Here is a 16,328-nt window from a genome sequence, read left to right as displayed (position 1 = left end):
GCAAGGGAGATGGCACGATGAAATATGGCAAGCGAGAACGGATCAGCGGCGCAGTCATCCTGTTGGCCCTGGGCGTGATCTTCATCCCGATGTTGTTTGATGAGCCGCCGGCCCGTGATGAGCGTCCCAGTCCGGTGATGACATTGGGCAAACCGGTGGATATCGACCGTTCGACGGTGGATGCACCGCAGCCCCCCAGCGAGCTGAAGATTGGTACCGATGTCCCCATCACCTTCGTGGATGGCAATGGCAAGGTGCGTGACAGTGATCCCGGACCCGGCATCGAAAACGCCTCCGAGTCGCGAGCTCGCGTGGCGGAGGCGCAGCAGCTGTCGCCGACCAGATCCGTGTCCATCAGCGAGCCGAAGGCTGCGCCGACACCGCAGCCCAAGCCGGCCCCGACGCCCAAGCCAGAGCCCAAACCGGCGCCTGAGCCCAAGCCTGCCGTTGCCGCCAGCGCGCCATCTTCTTCCGCCGGTGGCTGGGCGGTGCAGGTCGGCAGCTTCGGCAAGCCGGCCAACGCCGAGCGACTCCAGAAGGACCTGCAGAGCAAGGGATTCGCGGCCTATCGCGTCGCGCGGGATGGCAATCTGACCGTGGTATTCGTCGGTCCCTACAAATCTTCCGAGATTGGTGAGTCCGCGCGCTCTCGCCTTCAGGAGCAGGTCAATATCAAGGGCCTTCTGGTACGCCGGAAGGAGGGTGAGTGAACGCGCTGGTCTGGATCGATTGGTTGTGTCTGGGGCTGCTGATCATCTCCGTGTTGCTGGGGTTGATGCGTGGTCTGCTCAGCGAGGCGCTGGGACTGGCAGGCTGGCTGGTGGCCCTGGTGGCGGCACGCCAGTTCGGGGCGGAAGCCGGGGCTCTGCTCGACGAGGTGATCCTGTCTCCGGGCATTCGCACCGCGGTCGGCTTCGTGCTGGTGGTACTGGGCACGGTGCTGGTCTGGGGATTGATGCTGCGTCTGCTCGAACGCCTGGTCCAGGCGGTCGGCATGGGGGGCTTCAATCGCCTGCTGGGGGGTGTCTTCGGCGCGCTTCGGGCGGCGGTGATCCTGGTGCTGGTGACGGCTGTCGTCGGCCTGACACCTCTGCGTGACAGTGCGGACTGGCAGGCGGCACAGCTGCGCCCGACGCTGGAGCAGCTGCGCGACTGGTCGCTGGCACGCTACCGTGAGTGGGACACGGGAGGGGATTGGCAGTTGCCGCAGGACGGGACGGCTCCATCCTCACAGACTGCCGGTTTCCAGCAGCAGGCGAGTGGCCTGCTCGAGCGTGCCCGCCACGAAGGCCGCACGCTGAGTGAAGGCGTCAGTCAGCAGGTCGCCGAGCAGTTCATGCGTCAGCAGCATCAGCAGCGTGATGGTGACACCGCAGCACCTTGAGACGACAAAAGCGCCGGGCATTCTTGCTCGGCGCTTTTGTTTTGTCTGCTCGACCCCCCGAGCAGGTCAGCGCGTCGAGGTGCAGCAAGCATCGTGGTATCGATTGACCCATCGGTCAGGTGTTGCCTGTGGTGTGGGCAGGCCTGACAATTGCGGCATGTGAGCACTCATATTGCCATGTGGAGGCGCGCTGATGATGGCTGGCGCCTCCCTCTCCTAGTGTGTATCAGTGAGGTAATGACGGGATGTGCGGGATTGTAGGTTTGATGGCCAACGCCTCGGTAAACCAGGCGCTGTATGACGCGCTGACCGTATTGCAGCATCGTGGGCAGGATGCCGCGGGGATGATGACCTGGCACGAGGGTCGTTTCCTGCTGCGCAAGAGCAATGGCCTGGTGCGTGATGTCTTCCGCACTCGTCACATGCAGCGACTCAAGGGCAACATGGGCATCGGCCATGTTCGCTATCCGACCGCTGGCTCTTCCAGCGAGGCGGAATCGCAGCCGTTCTACGTCAACTCGCCCTACGGCATCACCCTGGCGCACAACGGCAACCTGACCAACTCCGAGCAGCTCAAGCAGGAGCTCTTCTCCTCCGACCTGCGTCATATCAACACCAGCTCCGATTCCGAAGTGCTGCTCAATGTCTTCGCTCACGAGCTGGGCAAGCAGGGCATGCGTCTGGGCGCGGGTGATGTCTTTGATGCGGTACGTCGTGTGCACCGTCGCTGCAAGGGTGGCTATGCCGCCGTGTCGATCATCAACGGCACCGGCCTGGTCGCCTTCCGTGATCCGCACGGGATTCGTCCGGCCTGCTTCGGCAAGCGCGAGGCTGCTGAAGGTACCGAGTACATGATCGCTTCCGAATCCGTGGCGCTGGACGTCGCCGGTTTCGAGCTGATCCGTGACCTGGCACCGGGGGAAGCCGTCTTCATCGACATGGAGCGTCAGCTTCATACCCTGCAGTGCGCTGATGATCCGGTACTCAAGCCCTGCATCTTCGAGCACGTCTATCTGGCGCGTCCGGACTCCCTGCTGGACGGTGCCTATGTCTACGGCACTCGCATGCGCATGGGGGAGAAGCTGGCCGACAAGATCGTGCGGGAATGGCCGGAGCAGGACATCGATGTCGTCATCCCGATTCCGGATACCTCGCGCACGTCCGCTCTCGAGCTGGCTCAGCATCTGGGAGTGACTTACCGCGAAGGCTTCATGAAGAACCGTTACATCGGCCGTACCTTCATCATGCCGGGGCAGACGCTGCGCAAGAAGTCCGTGCGTCAGAAGCTCAACGCCATCGATATCGAGTTTGCCGGCAAGAACGTGCTGCTGGTGGATGATTCCATCGTGCGTGGCACTACCTGCAACGAGATCATCCAGATGGCCCGTGAGGCGGGCGCGAAGAATGTCTACTTCGCCTCGGCGGCGCCAGCGGTTCGCTATCCCAATGTGTACGGTATCGACATGCCGGCCGCGGAAGAGCTGATCGCCCATGGTCGTACCGAGAGGGAAATCGCGGATCTGATCGGCGCGGATCGTCTGTTCTATCAGGATCTCGATGACCTGAAGGACGCCTGTCGCGAGGTCAATCCTGCCCTCGACGAGTTCGACTGCTCCGTGTTCGATGGCATCTACGTGACCGGCGATATCGATGAGGCCTACCTCAACGACCTGCAGGCCTCACGCAACGACGGTGCCAAGAACGCAGGCGAGACCCACGCGGTCGTGGATCTGCACAACGATTCCGAAGACATCGACTGACCCCATGACCTGTCTCGCGTGACAGGTCATGGCAGGGTGAGTGATTCGCAACGGGCTCCGGAGAAATCCGGGGCCCGTTGCGCGTTCAAAACCGGTAACATTGACCGACAGCTTTCTGCTCTGTTTCCCGGCTCATGAAAGAAGCGCCCGCGGCGCGTAACCTGACAATCCCGTGAGCCACGTCATCCGGGACAGAGATCAGCGGATTCCATCAGTAGAGGTACTGGACACCATGCACGACGACAATCTTTCCCGCGCCGACCTTTCCCGCGATGAGCTGGGACTGGAGACGCTCGCCATCCGCGCCGGTCACTTGCGTGGCGGTGAGCAGGAGCACGGCGAGCCCATCTACACCACGTCCAGCTTCGTCTATGGCAGTGCGGCCGAGGCGGCAGCCAAGTTCGGTGGTGACGAAGCCGGCAACATCTACTCGCGCTTCACCAACCCGACGGTGCGCTTCTTCGAGGAGCGACTGGCGGCAATGGAGGGCGGTGAGCGCTGCGTGGCCACCAGCTCCGGCATGGCCGCGATCATGTCCACTGTGCTGGCCCTGCTGGAAGCCGGGGATGAGATCGTCGCCTCGCGTTCCATCTTCGGCTCCAGTGTGAGCCTGTTCACCAAGTACTTCGGCAAGCTGGGCATCACCACGCGCTTCGTCGAACTGGGGGATCTCGAGGCCTGGCGCGCGGCCATCACACCGTCCACCAAGCTGCTGTTCGCCGAGACACCCTCCAATCCGTTGTCCGAGATCGGTGACATCAAGGCGCTGGCAGCGCTGGCACATGAACATGATGCATGGCTTGCCATCGACAACTGCTTCTGTACCCCGGCATTGCAGCGTCCGCTGACCCTGGGCGCGGATATCGTCATCCACTCCGCCACCAAGTATCTGGATGGTCAGGGGCGTACCCTGGGCGGGGCAGTGGTCGGCAGCAGCGCGTTGATGGAAGAGGTCTTCGGCGTGGTGCGGACGTGCGGGCCCTGCCTGAGCCCCTTCAATGCCTGGGTCTTCCTCAAGGGACTGGAGACGCTCAACATTCGCATGGAGGCCCACTGTGCACGTGCGCTGGAGCTGGCGCACTGGCTGGAAGCGCATCCTGCGGTCGAGCGCGTCCACTATTCAGGCCTCGAGAGTCATCCGCAGCATGCACTCGCCAAGGCTCAGCAGAAGGCCTTCGGTGCCGTGCTGGGGGTGGTCATCAAGGGAGGCCGTGAAGGGGCCTGGTCGGTCATCGATGCCACGCGCATCCTGTCGATCACCGGCAACCTCGGTGATGTGAAGACCACCATCACGCATCCTGCCACCACCACGCATGGCCGCTTGAGTGATGAGCAGAAAGCGGCCGCCGGTATCGTGGACGGCATGGTGCGCATCGCGGTGGGTCTGGAAGATCTCGATGACATCAAGCGTGATCTGGCGCTTGGGTTGGATCGCCTGGCGTCTGCATGAGTCGACCAGCACTGTCGTGAGAGAACGCCCGGCCATGCCGGGCGTTTCTGCATCTGCTCGGCCGTGACGGTGGCCGGTGTCTCGGGAAGAGAGCGCTCAGCGCCGGCATGGTTGGCGCGGCATGATGAGAAAGGGGTGGGACTATCGCTTGGCGCGTGGCAGGCCAGTGGGTAAGCTGGCTGCCATGGGAAGGCATCATCACGATACGGTGTCGTATCGCGGTTCAGAGCGTCGATCACGGCAGGTGGGCTCACGCTCGGCGCGTTGGATGACAGGACAGGGAGACAAGCATGTGGCGCAATAGTCGTCGGGGGTGGGGCTGGCCCGTCATCGTGATGCACTGGCTGTCGGCGCTGGCCATCATCGGGCTCTTCGCCCTCGGGTGGTGGATGACATCACTGGGCTATTATGATCGCTGGTATCAGCTGGGTCCCTGGTGGCATCGCTCCGTGGGCGTGGTGCTGTTCGTGATCACGTTGCTGCGCCTTGTCTGGCGAGCCATGCAGCCGACGCCACAGGCGCATGGCTCCCGCATCGAGCAGCGGGCGGCGCGCATCGGGCATGCCTTGCTGTATGCATTGCTGTTGCTGGTGATGATCTCGGGGTATCTGATCTCGACGGCGGATGGACGAGCCATCAGCGTATTCGGGCTGTTTGACGTGCCTGCCTTGCTCAGCGGGATGAAGGATCAGGCGACGTTGGCAGGAGACGTTCACTGGTACGCGGCCTGGGCGCTCGTCATCCTGTCGCTTGGTCACGCCGCTGCCGCCTTCAAGCATCATCTGATGGAGGGCCAGGACACGTTGCGACGTATGCTCTGGCCGCTGCGCTGAAAGGAATTGCCGGCCACCACGGCGGCACCATGCATGACGAATCCTCAAGGAGCTAGGACATGAACGACACATCCCTGACACCCAAGGCCTTCTCGCTGGGCAAGACGTTCGCTGGCGGCCTTCTGGCAGCGGCACTCCCCTTGATGGCGGGCCAGGCTCAGGCCTCGGACTATGTCATTGACACCAAGGGCCAGCACGCCTTCATCCAGTTCAAGATCAGCCATCTCGGCTACTCCTACGTCCTGGGTGAGTTCAAGGACTTCACGGGGACCTTCCGCTATGACGAGGGTCAGCCCGAGGCGTCAAGCGTCAAGGTCGAAGTCGATGTCGACAGCCTGGACAGCGCCCACGCCGAGCGCGACAAGCACATCAAGTCCGCTGATTTCCTGGATGCTTCCGAGTACCCGACGGCGTCTTTCGTCTCCACCGGGTTCACCTCTTCCGGTGATGGTGCCGGCAAGCTGACGGGGGATCTGACACTGCATGGCGAGACGCAGCCGATCACCATCGATGTCGATCACATCGGCGGTGGCGAAGACCCCTGGGGCGGCTATCGTCAGGGCTTCGAGGGCACCACCACGCTCAAGCTCGCCGACTATGGCATCGACACCTCCAAGCTTGGGCCAGCGGCCGCGACGGTCGACATGTACCTGGTGGTGGAAGGTATCCGTCAGTAACGGTGCCATCCGTTGCATGACCTGAGCGAATTGCCTCAGTGATCGAAGAGAACGCCCCTGTCATGTGATTGACAGGGGCGTTCTCGTATCGGCGGCCAGACTGGCGCAGGAGGCCGGTGCTCAACCACGCAGTGCGAGGTAGCTGCCGGCACCGATCATCAGGCTGGCAGCGCTGCGGTTGAGGCGTCTGACGGCTCGCGTCGAGCGCAGATGGCGACGAATGCGGCCTGCGGCGTAACCGACAGGGACGACCCCGATCAGCAAGGCACTGAGATTGAGAGCGGCCGCGATCACGATATCGCCACCACTCAGGCGGGTGATGTCCATGAAGGTCGGCAGAAAGGCGATGTAGAACAGGATGACCTTGGGGTTGGAGGCCGAGATCAGGAAGCCTTGCAGGAAGCCACGCCACCAGCTTCCGCGTATGTCGGGAATTTCCGTGTCTTCCAGACTGGGTCGGCAGGTCCAGAGCTTGTACCCCAGGTAGATCAGATAGGCGGCCCCCAGCAGGCGGATGACCAGAAAGAGCTCGCTCCAATGGGTCGCCAGTGCCGAGAGACCGAAGACGGCCGCCAGCATGTAGCAGACGTCACTGAGGCTCATGCCGACGGCCATCGGGACACAGGCATTGCCTCCCTGGCTCATGCCACGCGCCATCAGGGCGAGGATTCCGGGGCCGGGAGTGATCCCGAAGAGGAAGATGGCAAGGAAGAAGGTCAGTCCTGATTCAAGCGTCATGAGGATTTCCTGTCGTGGAAGGCGCATCGTGGGCAACGCCTCTGTCATGAGTCGAGTATATCGCCAGTACATGGCGCGCGGACAATGAAACCGATGCGCTTGGCATGCAGGCGGAAGCCGTTGGCGGGGCTGTTGCAGGAGGGGGGCGGTCGCGATCAGGCTGAGGCCTTCGGGCCAGTCAGGAGTGGCACGCCAGGCCAGCCGGTTGCCCGGCTGGTTCCTCGTGTCGTGCTCAGGTAGCGTGCTGCGACGCTTGAGTGCAGGTCAGGTGGGGAGGCCTCGGAAGCTACCGATCCCCCAGGATGAGATGAGGAAAGCTGTCGTCGAGGCAGTTGTGCGGGCGATGCCCGGACACCGGGTTGCCAGTCTGCTCAGTGAATTCGAATGGCTTCACTCGCAGTCGTTCAGGACTGCCCCCGGGAAGTGACGACGCAGCATGCGGTTCTGGAACTCATCGATGAATGAGCAGTTGATGATGATGATGAAGCGCTCGAAGTGCTGGCCCGCGTTATCCTGAGTGATGGAGCTGACGCTGTGGAACAGCTGGTCATCATGGATGTGCAGAACCTCTCCCGGTGCCAGCTCGGTGGTCGCCAGCAACTCGCTGCCGGCCTTGTCGCGGTAGAGGGTATTGATGGCACCACTGACGTTCTCGCGATTGAGTACCAGAATGCTCAAGTACTTGCAGCCGTCGGCGTGAATGCCTTGTCCCTGGAGAGGGTCGATGGTGCCGTCGCCGCGGACACCCGTGATCTGCATCAGGATCGGCTCACGCGGCCCGATGCCCCACATGTCGGCCCAGGCCTTGACGAAGGCGCGCACGTCGTCGCGCTCAGTGAACGCCGCTTCCAGCGGATCGTAGTATCTCAGGCGGTCCGCCATGCTGGCAGCATCATTGAAGCGTCCACCCTGCGCCATCGGGCACTCGCCAAGGGTTTCGACTTCCATCTGGTCATTCAGGTGCAGCCAAGACATGCGCTTCCATCGTGTGTTGACGTAAGGGTCACGGGGAAGGTTGTCCAGGAAACCCTGCCAGGCGTTCAAGTCAATGTGTGGAGTGATCGTTGCCTTGCTCCAGTGCTGACGAGCCAGCTCCTCATGCACGCTTGTCGGCCAGTACTCAGAGATCCTGGGCAGCGAGAGAGCGCTATCCTCTGATGACGTTGCCGGGTAGCGATCGTTGAGAGCGCTCTGGTCCAGAGTGAGTTTACGGGAAGCATCGGCCAGCTGACGTACACCACGGTTTACGATGTTCATGCAAGAATTCCTCGATGTTTCGGCATTTAGCGCCTGTTGGAAGGTGTTGCGTTCGCAACGTCGAGGAGAATGGGAAGATGCATGAGAGAGAGTCAAACCTAGCGCGCGGCTTAGAGCGTTAATCTTGCGTAAGTATCATCAATATGGGCGTCTGGGCGATGGAGGGGTATTAGAGGTCTGATCTCCTGGCATCATGTCAGTCATGAGCGGTATTCTTTGTCGCCTTTCGGCGAAAAACGGCATGGGCAATGCGTGACGCAGGTGCTGGTAGCGTTGAGAGGAGGCGTGTGTCACGGCGGGTTTGGCACTGTGTTTATGCGAGGCAGACACTTAGACTGCTATTGGCTCCAGTGATGTATATCGCGATAACTCAGCGGATTCAGGCAACGTGCGTGTCCCCGCCGAGCACCGGTCGGTAGACAAGATGGTAGGGGAGGTATCCTGGATCATGGCAGATGGGTCTCGTCAGACCGGAAGAGCGACTGGGATTGCGCTCTTTGGAACAGTGGTCGCTGCCATCGCGATCGGCCTGCTGGTGGGGGTCGTGGCAGTGCAGGACATCATCGGCCGCTGGCCTTCAGCGCTGCTGATGGTGATTATTGGCGCAACTGCGGGCATCATGCTGATTCGTCATCGTCAGATGGCATATCAACAGCACACGCAGGAGGCGGTCATGCAGACTAGTGTTGTTGGCCCCTCGGCCAGCATGGGACTCCCCGCCAGTGACCAGCGCTTTCGCGAATTGCTGGAAAGCCTGCCACGCGTGGCAGTGCAGGGGTACGACAGCCAGCGCCGAGTGATCTATTGGAATGAGGCCAGCGAGCGACTGTATGGTTTCAGCGAGCAGGAAGCTCGAGGGCGTTGTCTTGAAGCCTTGCTGATACCGGATGAAATGGCGGACATCGTGGTGGATGCCCACCACGCGTGGGTCAATCACGGCACCCAGATCCCGGCGAGCGAGCTTGAGCTGAAGCACAAGTCAGGCGCACCGGTGCCGGTGTTCTCTCACCACGTCATGTTGGGTGAGCGGTCGGACAATCCATTGATGTTCTGCATCGACATCGATCTGGCGGGCGAGCGCAAGGTTCAGCGTGAGCTGGACTACATGACGCGATTCGATCCGCTGACCGAACTGCCCAATCGGCAGACGTTCGAGACTGAGCTCGAGAACATGCTCGGGGAGTGTCAGCGTCACGGCGATACCTTGATGGTGCTGTTCCTGGATATCGACCACTTCACCGAGATCAACGATACCCAGGGCTATGAGATGGGGGACCTCGTGATTCGCAGCGTCGCGTCGCGCTTGCAGGGGTTCCAGCGGAGTCAGGATCTACTGTCACGCTTCGGCGGCGATGAATTCGTCATGGCGATGCCGCGCCTGGATTATGAAAGTGATGCCTTGTCGGTCGTGCAGCGGATCCGCGAAGATTTCCAGCGCCCCTTCCAGATAGAAGGGCGTGAGTTGTTGCTGCGTCTGAGCATCGGCGTCAGCCTCTATCCCGAGAATGGCAATGATGCGCCGGAACTGGTGCGCAATGCAGACGTCGCCAAGCACCGAGCGAAGCAGGCCGGGCGTGATGGATATCAGTTCTTCAACCAGGAAGTGCGCGATGCCATGCTGCATCAGCATCATCTGGCGGGGCGCCTTCAGACGCTGTTGAGCGAGGATGGGGGTGGCGAGCTGTTCCTCCACTTCCAGCCTCAGGTCGCGGCGCGCAGTGAGCGTATCGAGTCGGTAGAGGCGCTGATGCGCTGGCATGCGCCCGAGGGGCCCATTCCCCCGACTGACTTCATCAAGGTGGCAGAGCGCACCAATCTGATCGAGCGCCTGGGTGACTGGGTGATTCGTCAGGCATGTCGCCAGCAGGCCGAGTGGCATGCCATGGGGATCAAGGGCTATCGGATCGATATCAATATCTCCGGGCGTCAGGCGATCAACAGCGACGTCTTCCAGCGTCTTGAGGCATGCGTGGCGGAATATGGCCTGACGCCACGGGACATCGGCATCGAGCTGACCGAGAACGTGTTGATCGATGCTGACGTCAAGGTGCGCGATAGCCTGCGTGCCCTGCACGACAGAGGCTACAAGATCGCGATCGATGATTTCGGGACCGGCTACTCCTCGATGAGCTACCTCAAGATGCTGCCGGTGACGGCGCTCAAGATCGATCGCTCCTTCGTGATCGAATGTGCTCAGGAACCCAAGGATCGCGCCATCATGGAAGCGACGGTCTTCCTCGGGCATCGACTGGGGCTGGAGGTGGTGGCCGAGGGGGTGGAGAATATCCAGCAACTCGAGCTGTTGCGTGAAATGCGCTGTGATCTCATTCAGGGATACTACTTCTACAAGCCCATGGCGGCGGCGGACATCCAGCGGCTGCTGTCCGGGGGCAACAACCCGCCTCATCCTGGCGCCCATCGCCCGTCCAGTGATCCAACCAGTGCATCCAACGGTTGCCATTGAGTCAGCGTTGATCCGGTGCCGTTGTGGCATGGGACTGTTGCTGTGGATCGGCTTTTTAGTTTGCGGGCTAAAAGATATGATGCTGACAGTTGAAGCGGATGGACTGTCATCATCATCGATGAATCTGGGCATTCCTTCCTGACACCTGCGGGTCGAGCATCTCATGCTCCCCGCAGGCGTTTGCCGAGAGTGGCTGCGTCGTTCAATGCGCAGAGCTGTTCGCCCACTCTCGTTTCCTGCCTGCATTGCAGGTTGCGATGGTTCCTTGAGCGGGTTTCACGACCCTTCCGGCGATACCCTTGGGGTATCGATGACCGGACAAGCCAGTCCTTGTGACTGGCTTTTTTTATGCCTGTCATCCGTCCGTCAAGTTTGCCAGTCAAGCGCGGCACCCTCTCAGAACAGCCCCAGCTGTTGCGTCTCTTCGTGGGCCTTGAGTCGGACACCGACTCCCAGCAGGCGCACCGGTCGATGGCCACGTTGCCAGGCTTGCTCCATCAGCAGTGCGAAACTCCTGGCGTCCGGCAATGAGAGGGTGGAGGCGGGGAGGAGGCTTTCCAGCGTGGTGCTGGTGAAGTCGTTGAAGCGTACTTTGACGAACTGCTTGGCCAGCACCGGCTGTTCCTGGCGTGCGTGACGCTCCCCGAGGCGCCCCATCAGCATGGGAAGCTTGGCGAGGCAGGCGGAGAGATCCGGAAGATCCTGATCGAAAGTGCGTTCGACACTGATGGACTTTCGCTCTCTCTCGACCTTGACGGGGCGGTCATCAATGCCATGAGAGAGTTCATGCAGGCGATGTCCGAATTTGCCGAAGTGTTCGACCAGTGTGGTCAGTGGTGTCGTGCGGATGTCATCGCAGGTGCTAATCTCCAGCCGATTGAGGCGGGCCAGCGTGGCCGGGCCGACGCCATGCAGCTTGCCGACGGGCAGCTTACGAATGAAGGCGTCGCTGGACTCTGGCGTGATCACCGTCAGGCCATCGGGTTTCTCCCAATCACTCGCGATCTTGGCCAGGAACTTGTTGGCGGCCACGCCGATCGACAGCGTGATCCCGGTGCGCTTCAGGGCTTCTTCCTTCAGCCAGCGCGCCATCCAGGTCGCGCTTCCCTGAAATTCCTCGATGTCGCTGACGTCCAGGTAGGCTTCGTCCAGCGATAGAGGTTCCACCAGTGGTGTCAGTTCGTGAAACAGTGCCTGGATCTCCTGCGAGACGGCACGGTAGCGCTCGAAGTCGGGGGGGACGAGTATCAGTTGCGGACACAGGCGCAGGGCGCGCGCTGTGGACATCGCAGAGCGGACGCCGAAGGCGCGAGCCGGATAATTGCAGGTGGCGATCACGCCACGTTGCTCGGTGCGGCCACCGATGGCGATGGGCACCTCGCGCCACTCTGGGTGACGAAGCATCTCGACGGCGGCGTAGAAACAATCGCAGTCAGCATGAAGGATCTTGCGCATTCGCGCATCATCCTAAAAGACTGGATGGCTGTCCAGTATCAGGCGGCGTGTCGCCTCATTCTTCGCCCAGAGACGACAACGCCCGGCAGACGTGATGCCTGCCGGGCGTTGTCGTATTTCCTGTTGCCGTTGCCAGGCTACCCTGGCCGGCGGATTACAGCGTCATCGCCGCCACCCAGCCGAAGACGATCAGCGGGATGTTGTAGTGGATGAAGGTCGGCACCACGCTGTCCCAGATATGATCATGCTGTTGATCGACATTCAGGCCTGCCGTCGGGCCGAGCGTGGAGTCAGAGGCGGGGGAGCCAGCATCGCCCAGTGCGGCCGCGGTGCCGATCAAGGCGACGGTCGCCAGAGGGGAAAATCCGAACTGCAGGGCCAGCGGGACATAGATCGCCGCGATGATCGGGATGGTGGAAAAGCTGGAGCCGATGCCCAGCGTGATGAACAGACCGACCATCAGCATGACGAGCGCGGCCAACGGCTTGTTGTCTCCGATGATGTGGAAGGAGGCATCCACCAGGGTCTGGATATCACCCGTGGCTTTCATGACGGAGGCGAAGCCGGCTGCCGAGATCATGATGAAGCCGATCAGTGCCATCATGCGCATGCCGGAGGTGAACAGGTCGTCGGCTTCGTTCCACTTGAACAGGCCACCCAGGGAAAGAATGGCGAAGCCGACCAGGCCGCCCAGGATCATCGAGCCGGAATAGAGCTGGATGCCCAGGGCGGCGATGATGGCGACCCCAGCCATGATCAGGCCGCTGCGGGATGGTGCGTGCACTGGAGTATGGTGCGGGACATTGGTCGACTTGATCTCGCGATTGGCGTAGTCACGCGGCTTGCGATAGGAGACGAAGACCGCAGTCAGCAGTCCCAGGAACATGCCGCCTACCGGAATGGCCATCGCCATCGGCACCATGCCGCGGGTGACTTCCAGCCCCATTGCCTGGCCCGCTTCATTGATGTTGGCCAGCAGGATGTCATTGAGGAAGATGGAACCGAAGCCCACCGGCAGCAGCATGTAGGGAGCCGTCAGACCAAAGGTCAGGGCACAGGCGACAGCGCGGCGATCCAGGCGCAGGCGGTTCATGGCCACCAGCAGTGGCGGAATCAGGATCGGAATGAAGGCGATGTGGACAGGGATCAGGTTCTGGGACGAGATCGCCACCAATGTCACGCTGCCCAGCAAGCCGTACTTGATGGCGGTCTGACGGCGAGGGGTGCTCTCCCCATTGAGCATGCCGATCAGGCGTGCGGCAAGAAGATCCGGCAGGCCGGAGCGAGACAGGGCCACGGCAAAGGCACCGAGCGTGGCATAGGCCAGGGCGACCTTGGCACCACCGCCGACGCCGTCGTTGAAAGCGCCGAGAGTGTCAGTCAGAGACAGGCCACTGAACAGGCCGCCGACCAAGGCGCCGGCCACCAGAGCGAAGACGACCGAGACTCGGGCCAGTGACAGGCCGACCATGACCAGAACGGCCAGTATTACCGCATTCATGCGAGTACCTCATTAAGGGAGATGTGCCAATGGAGCGGGGGGTTGCAGGTGTGCGCGGCCACCCGATCCCGGGCAATACCTCGCAAGTCGTGCTGATCGCTTACGTCAGGCGGTTTCGTCCTGAAACTGCCAGAAAATGGCGCGTTATCATACCAGAGCGAGGTCCCAAGCTGAATGGCCGATGAATGACCTCATGGAACGCGGCCGCCGGCGGCACGGTTGGCGCAAGGGAAGGGCTTTTTGTAGAATGCCACGCTGCCCGGCGGCTGCAGTCGCAGGCGTTATTCAACAGGAGAGCGCATGCTGGAGCTTGAAAATGCCCGTGTCATCGGCATGGGCAATGATCGCCGTGTCTATCAGGACCCCCGTGATCCTCGGCGCTGCATCAAGGTACCGCGCTATCCCGACAAAGGAAGCCGCCAGAATCAGCGCGAGCAGCGCTACTTCGAAGGGCTCGTGAGGCGAGGTGTGCACGACTGGTCCTACGTGCCTGCCTATCATGGCAGCGTGGCGACCCGAGAGGGCCTCGGGCTGGTCTTCGATCTGATACTCGACGATGACGGCACGACCTCGCGCCGTCTGCGAGAGGTCTGTCATGAAACTCCCGAGCGGGTGGGGGAGGAGGCATTGATGGATGAGCTGGCCAACCTCTATCGCTATCTCGACAAGCGTTGGCTGATACCGTCCGACCTCAATGATCGCAACATCGTGGTCCAGTTTCGCGAGCATCAATCCCCGCGCCTGTGGTTGATCGATGGCATCTCCAATCCGGACTTCATCCCCCTCGCCACCGGTATCGCCTGGTTGGCGCGCCGCAAGATCGCCCGCCGCTATCGTCATTTTCTCAAGAAACTGATGAAGGGCGGGATGCTGACGGCAGATGCACATGCGCGCCTCGAGCGGCGTCTCTGGGGAGATTGAGCGCTTCCGACCGCATTCCCCTGCCGGGAGATGGGCCTCGAATCTCGGCGTTGAGAGAAGAGTGAAGGAAGAAGAGGGGAGTGATGAGGGCGATCGTCACTCTCAGTCACTCCCCGTCAGCCGACAGGCAGCCGAGCAGATCCCTGTCCTGATGTCTTGCCTCAGAGATTGTCGGTAAAGTGGCTCTTCATGGTATGCGTGATCTTGCGCAAGTCGTCGTGTGAGGTGATATAAGCCGGCATGGTATAGAGCCAGCGGCCGAAGGGTCGCAACCAGACCCCTTGCTGACGAGCGTGAGCCTGAGCCCCTTCAAGACTTGCTGCATCGTGAACTTCTATCACGGCAGTGGCTCCCAATACGCGTATGTCGCCAATGGCGGGATGTGAGAAATCCGCGAGTTCCTCTCGTAGTACCTGATTGAGGCTGGCGATCTTGCCGAGATAATCGTCTTCCTCGAAAACCTTGAGGCTTTCCAGTGCCACTCGGCAAGCCAATGGGTTGCCCATGAACGTCGGGCCATGCATGAAGGCAGTATTGGCATCCTTGCCATCGAAGGCATTAAAGATATGGCTCTGGGCGAGGGTGGCAGCATGTCCCAGATACCCTCCCGTCAGTCCTTTTGACAGCACCATGATATCGGGCGTCACATCTGCATGCTCACAGGCAAACAGTTTTCCAGTACGTCCGAATCCTGTCGCGACCTCATCGAAGATCAACACCACACCGAACTCGTCACATAAATCACGTGCCGCTTTCAGGTAGTGAGGCGAGTACATGTTGAGGCCGCCGGCTGCCTGGAGCAGCGGCTCCATCAGCAGGGCGGCGATGTCATCATGCGTCTCGAGCTCTCTGCGCAGAGCTGCGATGTCACCGAGGACCTCTTCATATGGCGCCGTGAATCCCGCCGTCGGTGCCGGCGCGAAATGATGTCTGGGCAGGAAGTCGGCAAACAGTGAGTGCATGCCCTCTTCCGGGTCGCAGACCGCCATGCAGCCTGCCGTGTCCCCGTGGTAGGCCTTCATCAACGACAGCATTCGCGTCCGCCCGCGAGTGTCATCACGATCCTGACGCTGTTGCTGGTATTGCACTGCCATCTTCATGGCGACTTCCATGCCGACGGAGCCACTGTCCGAGAAGAACACGTGGTTCAGCCCCTCCGGGGTGATGCGCACCAGTGCCTCGGCCAGCGCCACTGCCGGTTGGTGCCGAATACCCCCGAGCATCACATGACACAATTGAGCCGCTTGCTGCTGAATCGCGGAGACAAGTCGAGGATGGCCATAGCCATGGATCATGCACCACCAGGAGCAGGTTGCGTCCAGCAGGGTCTCGCCGTCACTCAGTGTCATGCGCGGCCCGACTCCGCCCACGACCTCAAGCGGGGCAGGCATCGCGTGCATCTGCGTATACGGATGCCAAAGCGCTTGTGGCTGATCGGCATGTGAGGCGGTCTGGGGGTAGGACATGATGTTCTCCATCGACGCTGACGGCAATTGAACCTCTTTGTTAACCTTGACCACTTTATCAGGTTGACATGATTTGTGAAGTGTCACTTTCTGGAGGGGGTGATGTCTCTAATATTGCCGGCGGAAATAGTGCTGGGGGATTGGTGGAGCTGAAGCGAAGGTTTACTTTCCTCTGTGTCTGCATGCTTTTGAGGATACGCTCAAGAACAAGAGGGACTCGGAGTGATGATGTGTGATGAAAGAGCTACTGAAAAAGTCACAATATGAATACTTCATGAAAGCTGCGGCTTGCCAGCGAGAGAATTTACCTGCCTGTGATGTCGATGTGATTCTACAATACCGCCTGACGGCCGCTGACGCCCGCCATATAGGGACTCTAGGCTCATGTCGATTCTAATTAACGATATTTGCAGGCAGAGACT

General features: G+C 60.9%; 13 protein-coding genes. 8 read left to right on the top strand and 5 right to left on the bottom strand.

Annotated elements, in window-relative coordinates; translation table 11 throughout:
- Positions 1-17 precede the first annotated feature (17 nt).
- The 6 genes from ACZYGA_RS04175 (at position 18) to ACZYGA_RS04150 (ending at position 6,104) form a co-directional block, all read left to right on the top strand.
- A complete protein-coding gene (locus tag ACZYGA_RS04175) occupies positions 18-710 on the top strand; it encodes an SPOR domain-containing protein (protein ID WP_479398409.1) in 693 nt (230 codons plus the stop codon).
- Positions 707-1,384, top strand: coding sequence for a CvpA family protein (locus ACZYGA_RS04170; RefSeq protein WP_084209069.1), 678 nt, complete (start codon positions 707-709; stop codon positions 1,382-1,384). The genes ACZYGA_RS04175 and ACZYGA_RS04170 overlap by 4 nt, the downstream gene beginning before the upstream one ends.
- Before the next feature lie 245 nt (positions 1,385-1,629).
- Positions 1,630-3,144, top strand: coding sequence for an amidophosphoribosyltransferase (purF, locus tag ACZYGA_RS04165; protein ID WP_077372413.1), 1,515 nt, complete (start codon positions 1,630-1,632; stop codon positions 3,142-3,144).
- A gap of 232 nt (positions 3,145-3,376) precedes the next feature.
- On the top strand, positions 3,377-4,594 hold the full coding sequence (locus ACZYGA_RS04160) for an O-succinylhomoserine sulfhydrylase (RefSeq protein ID WP_077372415.1): 1,218 nt from the start codon (positions 3,377-3,379) through the stop codon (positions 4,592-4,594).
- Between the two features lie 290 nt (positions 4,595-4,884).
- Positions 4,885-5,427 carry a cytochrome b gene (locus ACZYGA_RS04155; RefSeq protein WP_077372418.1) on the top strand — a complete coding sequence of 181 codons (543 nt, stop codon included), beginning with the start codon at positions 4,885-4,887 and terminating at the stop codon, positions 5,425-5,427.
- Between the two features lie 59 nt (positions 5,428-5,486).
- Positions 5,487-6,104, top strand: coding sequence for a YceI family protein (locus ACZYGA_RS04150; RefSeq protein WP_077372421.1), 618 nt, complete (start codon positions 5,487-5,489; stop codon positions 6,102-6,104).
- A 120-nt stretch (positions 6,105-6,224) separates the two neighbouring features.
- On the opposite strand, the gene ACZYGA_RS04145 is transcribed toward ACZYGA_RS04150, so the two are convergent.
- Positions 6,225-6,842: a LysE family translocator gene (locus ACZYGA_RS04145; RefSeq protein ID WP_084209068.1), complete on the bottom strand. Its 618-nt coding sequence runs from the start codon at positions 6,840-6,842 to the stop codon at positions 6,225-6,227.
- 390 nt (positions 6,843-7,232) lie between these two features.
- Positions 7,233-8,099 carry a 2OG-Fe dioxygenase family protein gene (locus ACZYGA_RS04140; RefSeq protein WP_077372427.1) on the bottom strand — a complete coding sequence of 289 codons (867 nt, stop codon included), beginning with the start codon at positions 8,097-8,099 and terminating at the stop codon, positions 7,233-7,235.
- Positions 8,100-8,772: 673 nt separating this feature from the next.
- Between ACZYGA_RS04140 and ACZYGA_RS04135 the strand changes: the two genes are divergently transcribed.
- On the top strand, positions 8,773-10,563 hold the full coding sequence (locus tag ACZYGA_RS04135; RefSeq protein ID WP_254696435.1) for a putative bifunctional diguanylate cyclase/phosphodiesterase: 1,791 nt from the start codon (positions 8,773-8,775) through the stop codon (positions 10,561-10,563).
- A gap of 396 nt (positions 10,564-10,959) precedes the next feature.
- Here ACZYGA_RS04135 and dinB read toward each other — a convergent pair whose 3' ends face one another.
- Positions 10,960-12,018 (bottom strand): DNA polymerase IV, encoded by a 1,059-nt coding sequence (dinB, locus tag ACZYGA_RS04130; RefSeq protein ID WP_479398408.1) that lies wholly within the window; start codon positions 12,016-12,018, stop codon positions 10,960-10,962.
- Between the two features lie 154 nt (positions 12,019-12,172).
- Positions 12,173-13,519 carry a Na+/H+ antiporter family protein gene (locus tag ACZYGA_RS04125; protein WP_077372432.1) on the bottom strand — a complete coding sequence of 449 codons (1,347 nt, stop codon included), beginning with the start codon at positions 13,517-13,519 and terminating at the stop codon, positions 12,173-12,175.
- Positions 13,520-13,819: 300 nt separating this feature from the next.
- Here ACZYGA_RS04125 and ACZYGA_RS04120 point away from each other — a divergent pair, with 300 nt between their 5' ends.
- The gene (locus ACZYGA_RS04120) at positions 13,820-14,440 is read left to right on the top strand and encodes a YrbL family protein (protein ID WP_077372434.1); all 621 of its coding nucleotides are present in this window, start codon (positions 13,820-13,822) and stop codon (positions 14,438-14,440) included.
- Positions 14,441-14,601: 161 nt separating this feature from the next.
- On the opposite strand, the gene bioA is transcribed toward ACZYGA_RS04120, so the two are convergent.
- Positions 14,602-15,906 (bottom strand): adenosylmethionine--8-amino-7-oxononanoate transaminase, encoded by a 1,305-nt coding sequence (gene bioA, locus ACZYGA_RS04115; protein WP_479398407.1) that lies wholly within the window; start codon positions 15,904-15,906, stop codon positions 14,602-14,604.
- Positions 15,907-16,328: the final 422 nt, after the last annotated feature.

This window comes from Cobetia sp. BL01 (assembly GCF_056493605.1).
Note: the sequence above shows the minus strand (reverse complement) of the source record. Positions and strands in the feature narration are given on the sequence as shown.

Bases quoted from the DNA above. Each gene is read 5' to 3' on its own strand.
- ACZYGA_RS04175 (WP_479398409.1), top strand. From the start codon at position 18: ATGAAATATGGCAAGCGAGAACGGATCAGCGGCGCAGTCATCCTGTTG.
- purF (WP_077372413.1), top strand. From the start codon at position 1,630: ATGTGCGGGATTGTAGGTTTGATGGCCAACGCCTCGGTAAACCAGGCG.
- ACZYGA_RS04160 (WP_077372415.1), top strand. From the start codon at position 3,377: ATGCACGACGACAATCTTTCCCGCGCCGACCTTTCCCGCGATGAGCTG.
- ACZYGA_RS04155 (WP_077372418.1), top strand. From the start codon at position 4,885: ATGTGGCGCAATAGTCGTCGGGGGTGGGGCTGGCCCGTCATCGTGATG.
- ACZYGA_RS04150 (WP_077372421.1), top strand. From the start codon at position 5,487: ATGAACGACACATCCCTGACACCCAAGGCCTTCTCGCTGGGCAAGACG.
- ACZYGA_RS04145 (WP_084209068.1), bottom strand. From the start codon at position 6,842: ATGACGCTTGAATCAGGACTGACCTTCTTCCTTGCCATCTTCCTCTTC.
- ACZYGA_RS04140 (WP_077372427.1), bottom strand. From the start codon at position 8,099: ATGAACATCGTAAACCGTGGTGTACGTCAGCTGGCCGATGCTTCCCGT.
- ACZYGA_RS04135 (WP_254696435.1), top strand. From the start codon at position 8,773: ATGCAGACTAGTGTTGTTGGCCCCTCGGCCAGCATGGGACTCCCCGCC.
- dinB (WP_479398408.1), bottom strand. From the start codon at position 12,018: ATGCGCAAGATCCTTCATGCTGACTGCGATTGTTTCTACGCCGCCGTC.
- ACZYGA_RS04125 (WP_077372432.1), bottom strand. From the start codon at position 13,519: ATGAATGCGGTAATACTGGCCGTTCTGGTCATGGTCGGCCTGTCACTG.
- ACZYGA_RS04120 (WP_077372434.1), top strand. From the start codon at position 13,820: ATGCTGGAGCTTGAAAATGCCCGTGTCATCGGCATGGGCAATGATCGC.
- bioA (WP_479398407.1), bottom strand. From the start codon at position 15,906: ATGTCCTACCCCCAGACCGCCTCACATGCCGATCAGCCACAAGCGCTT.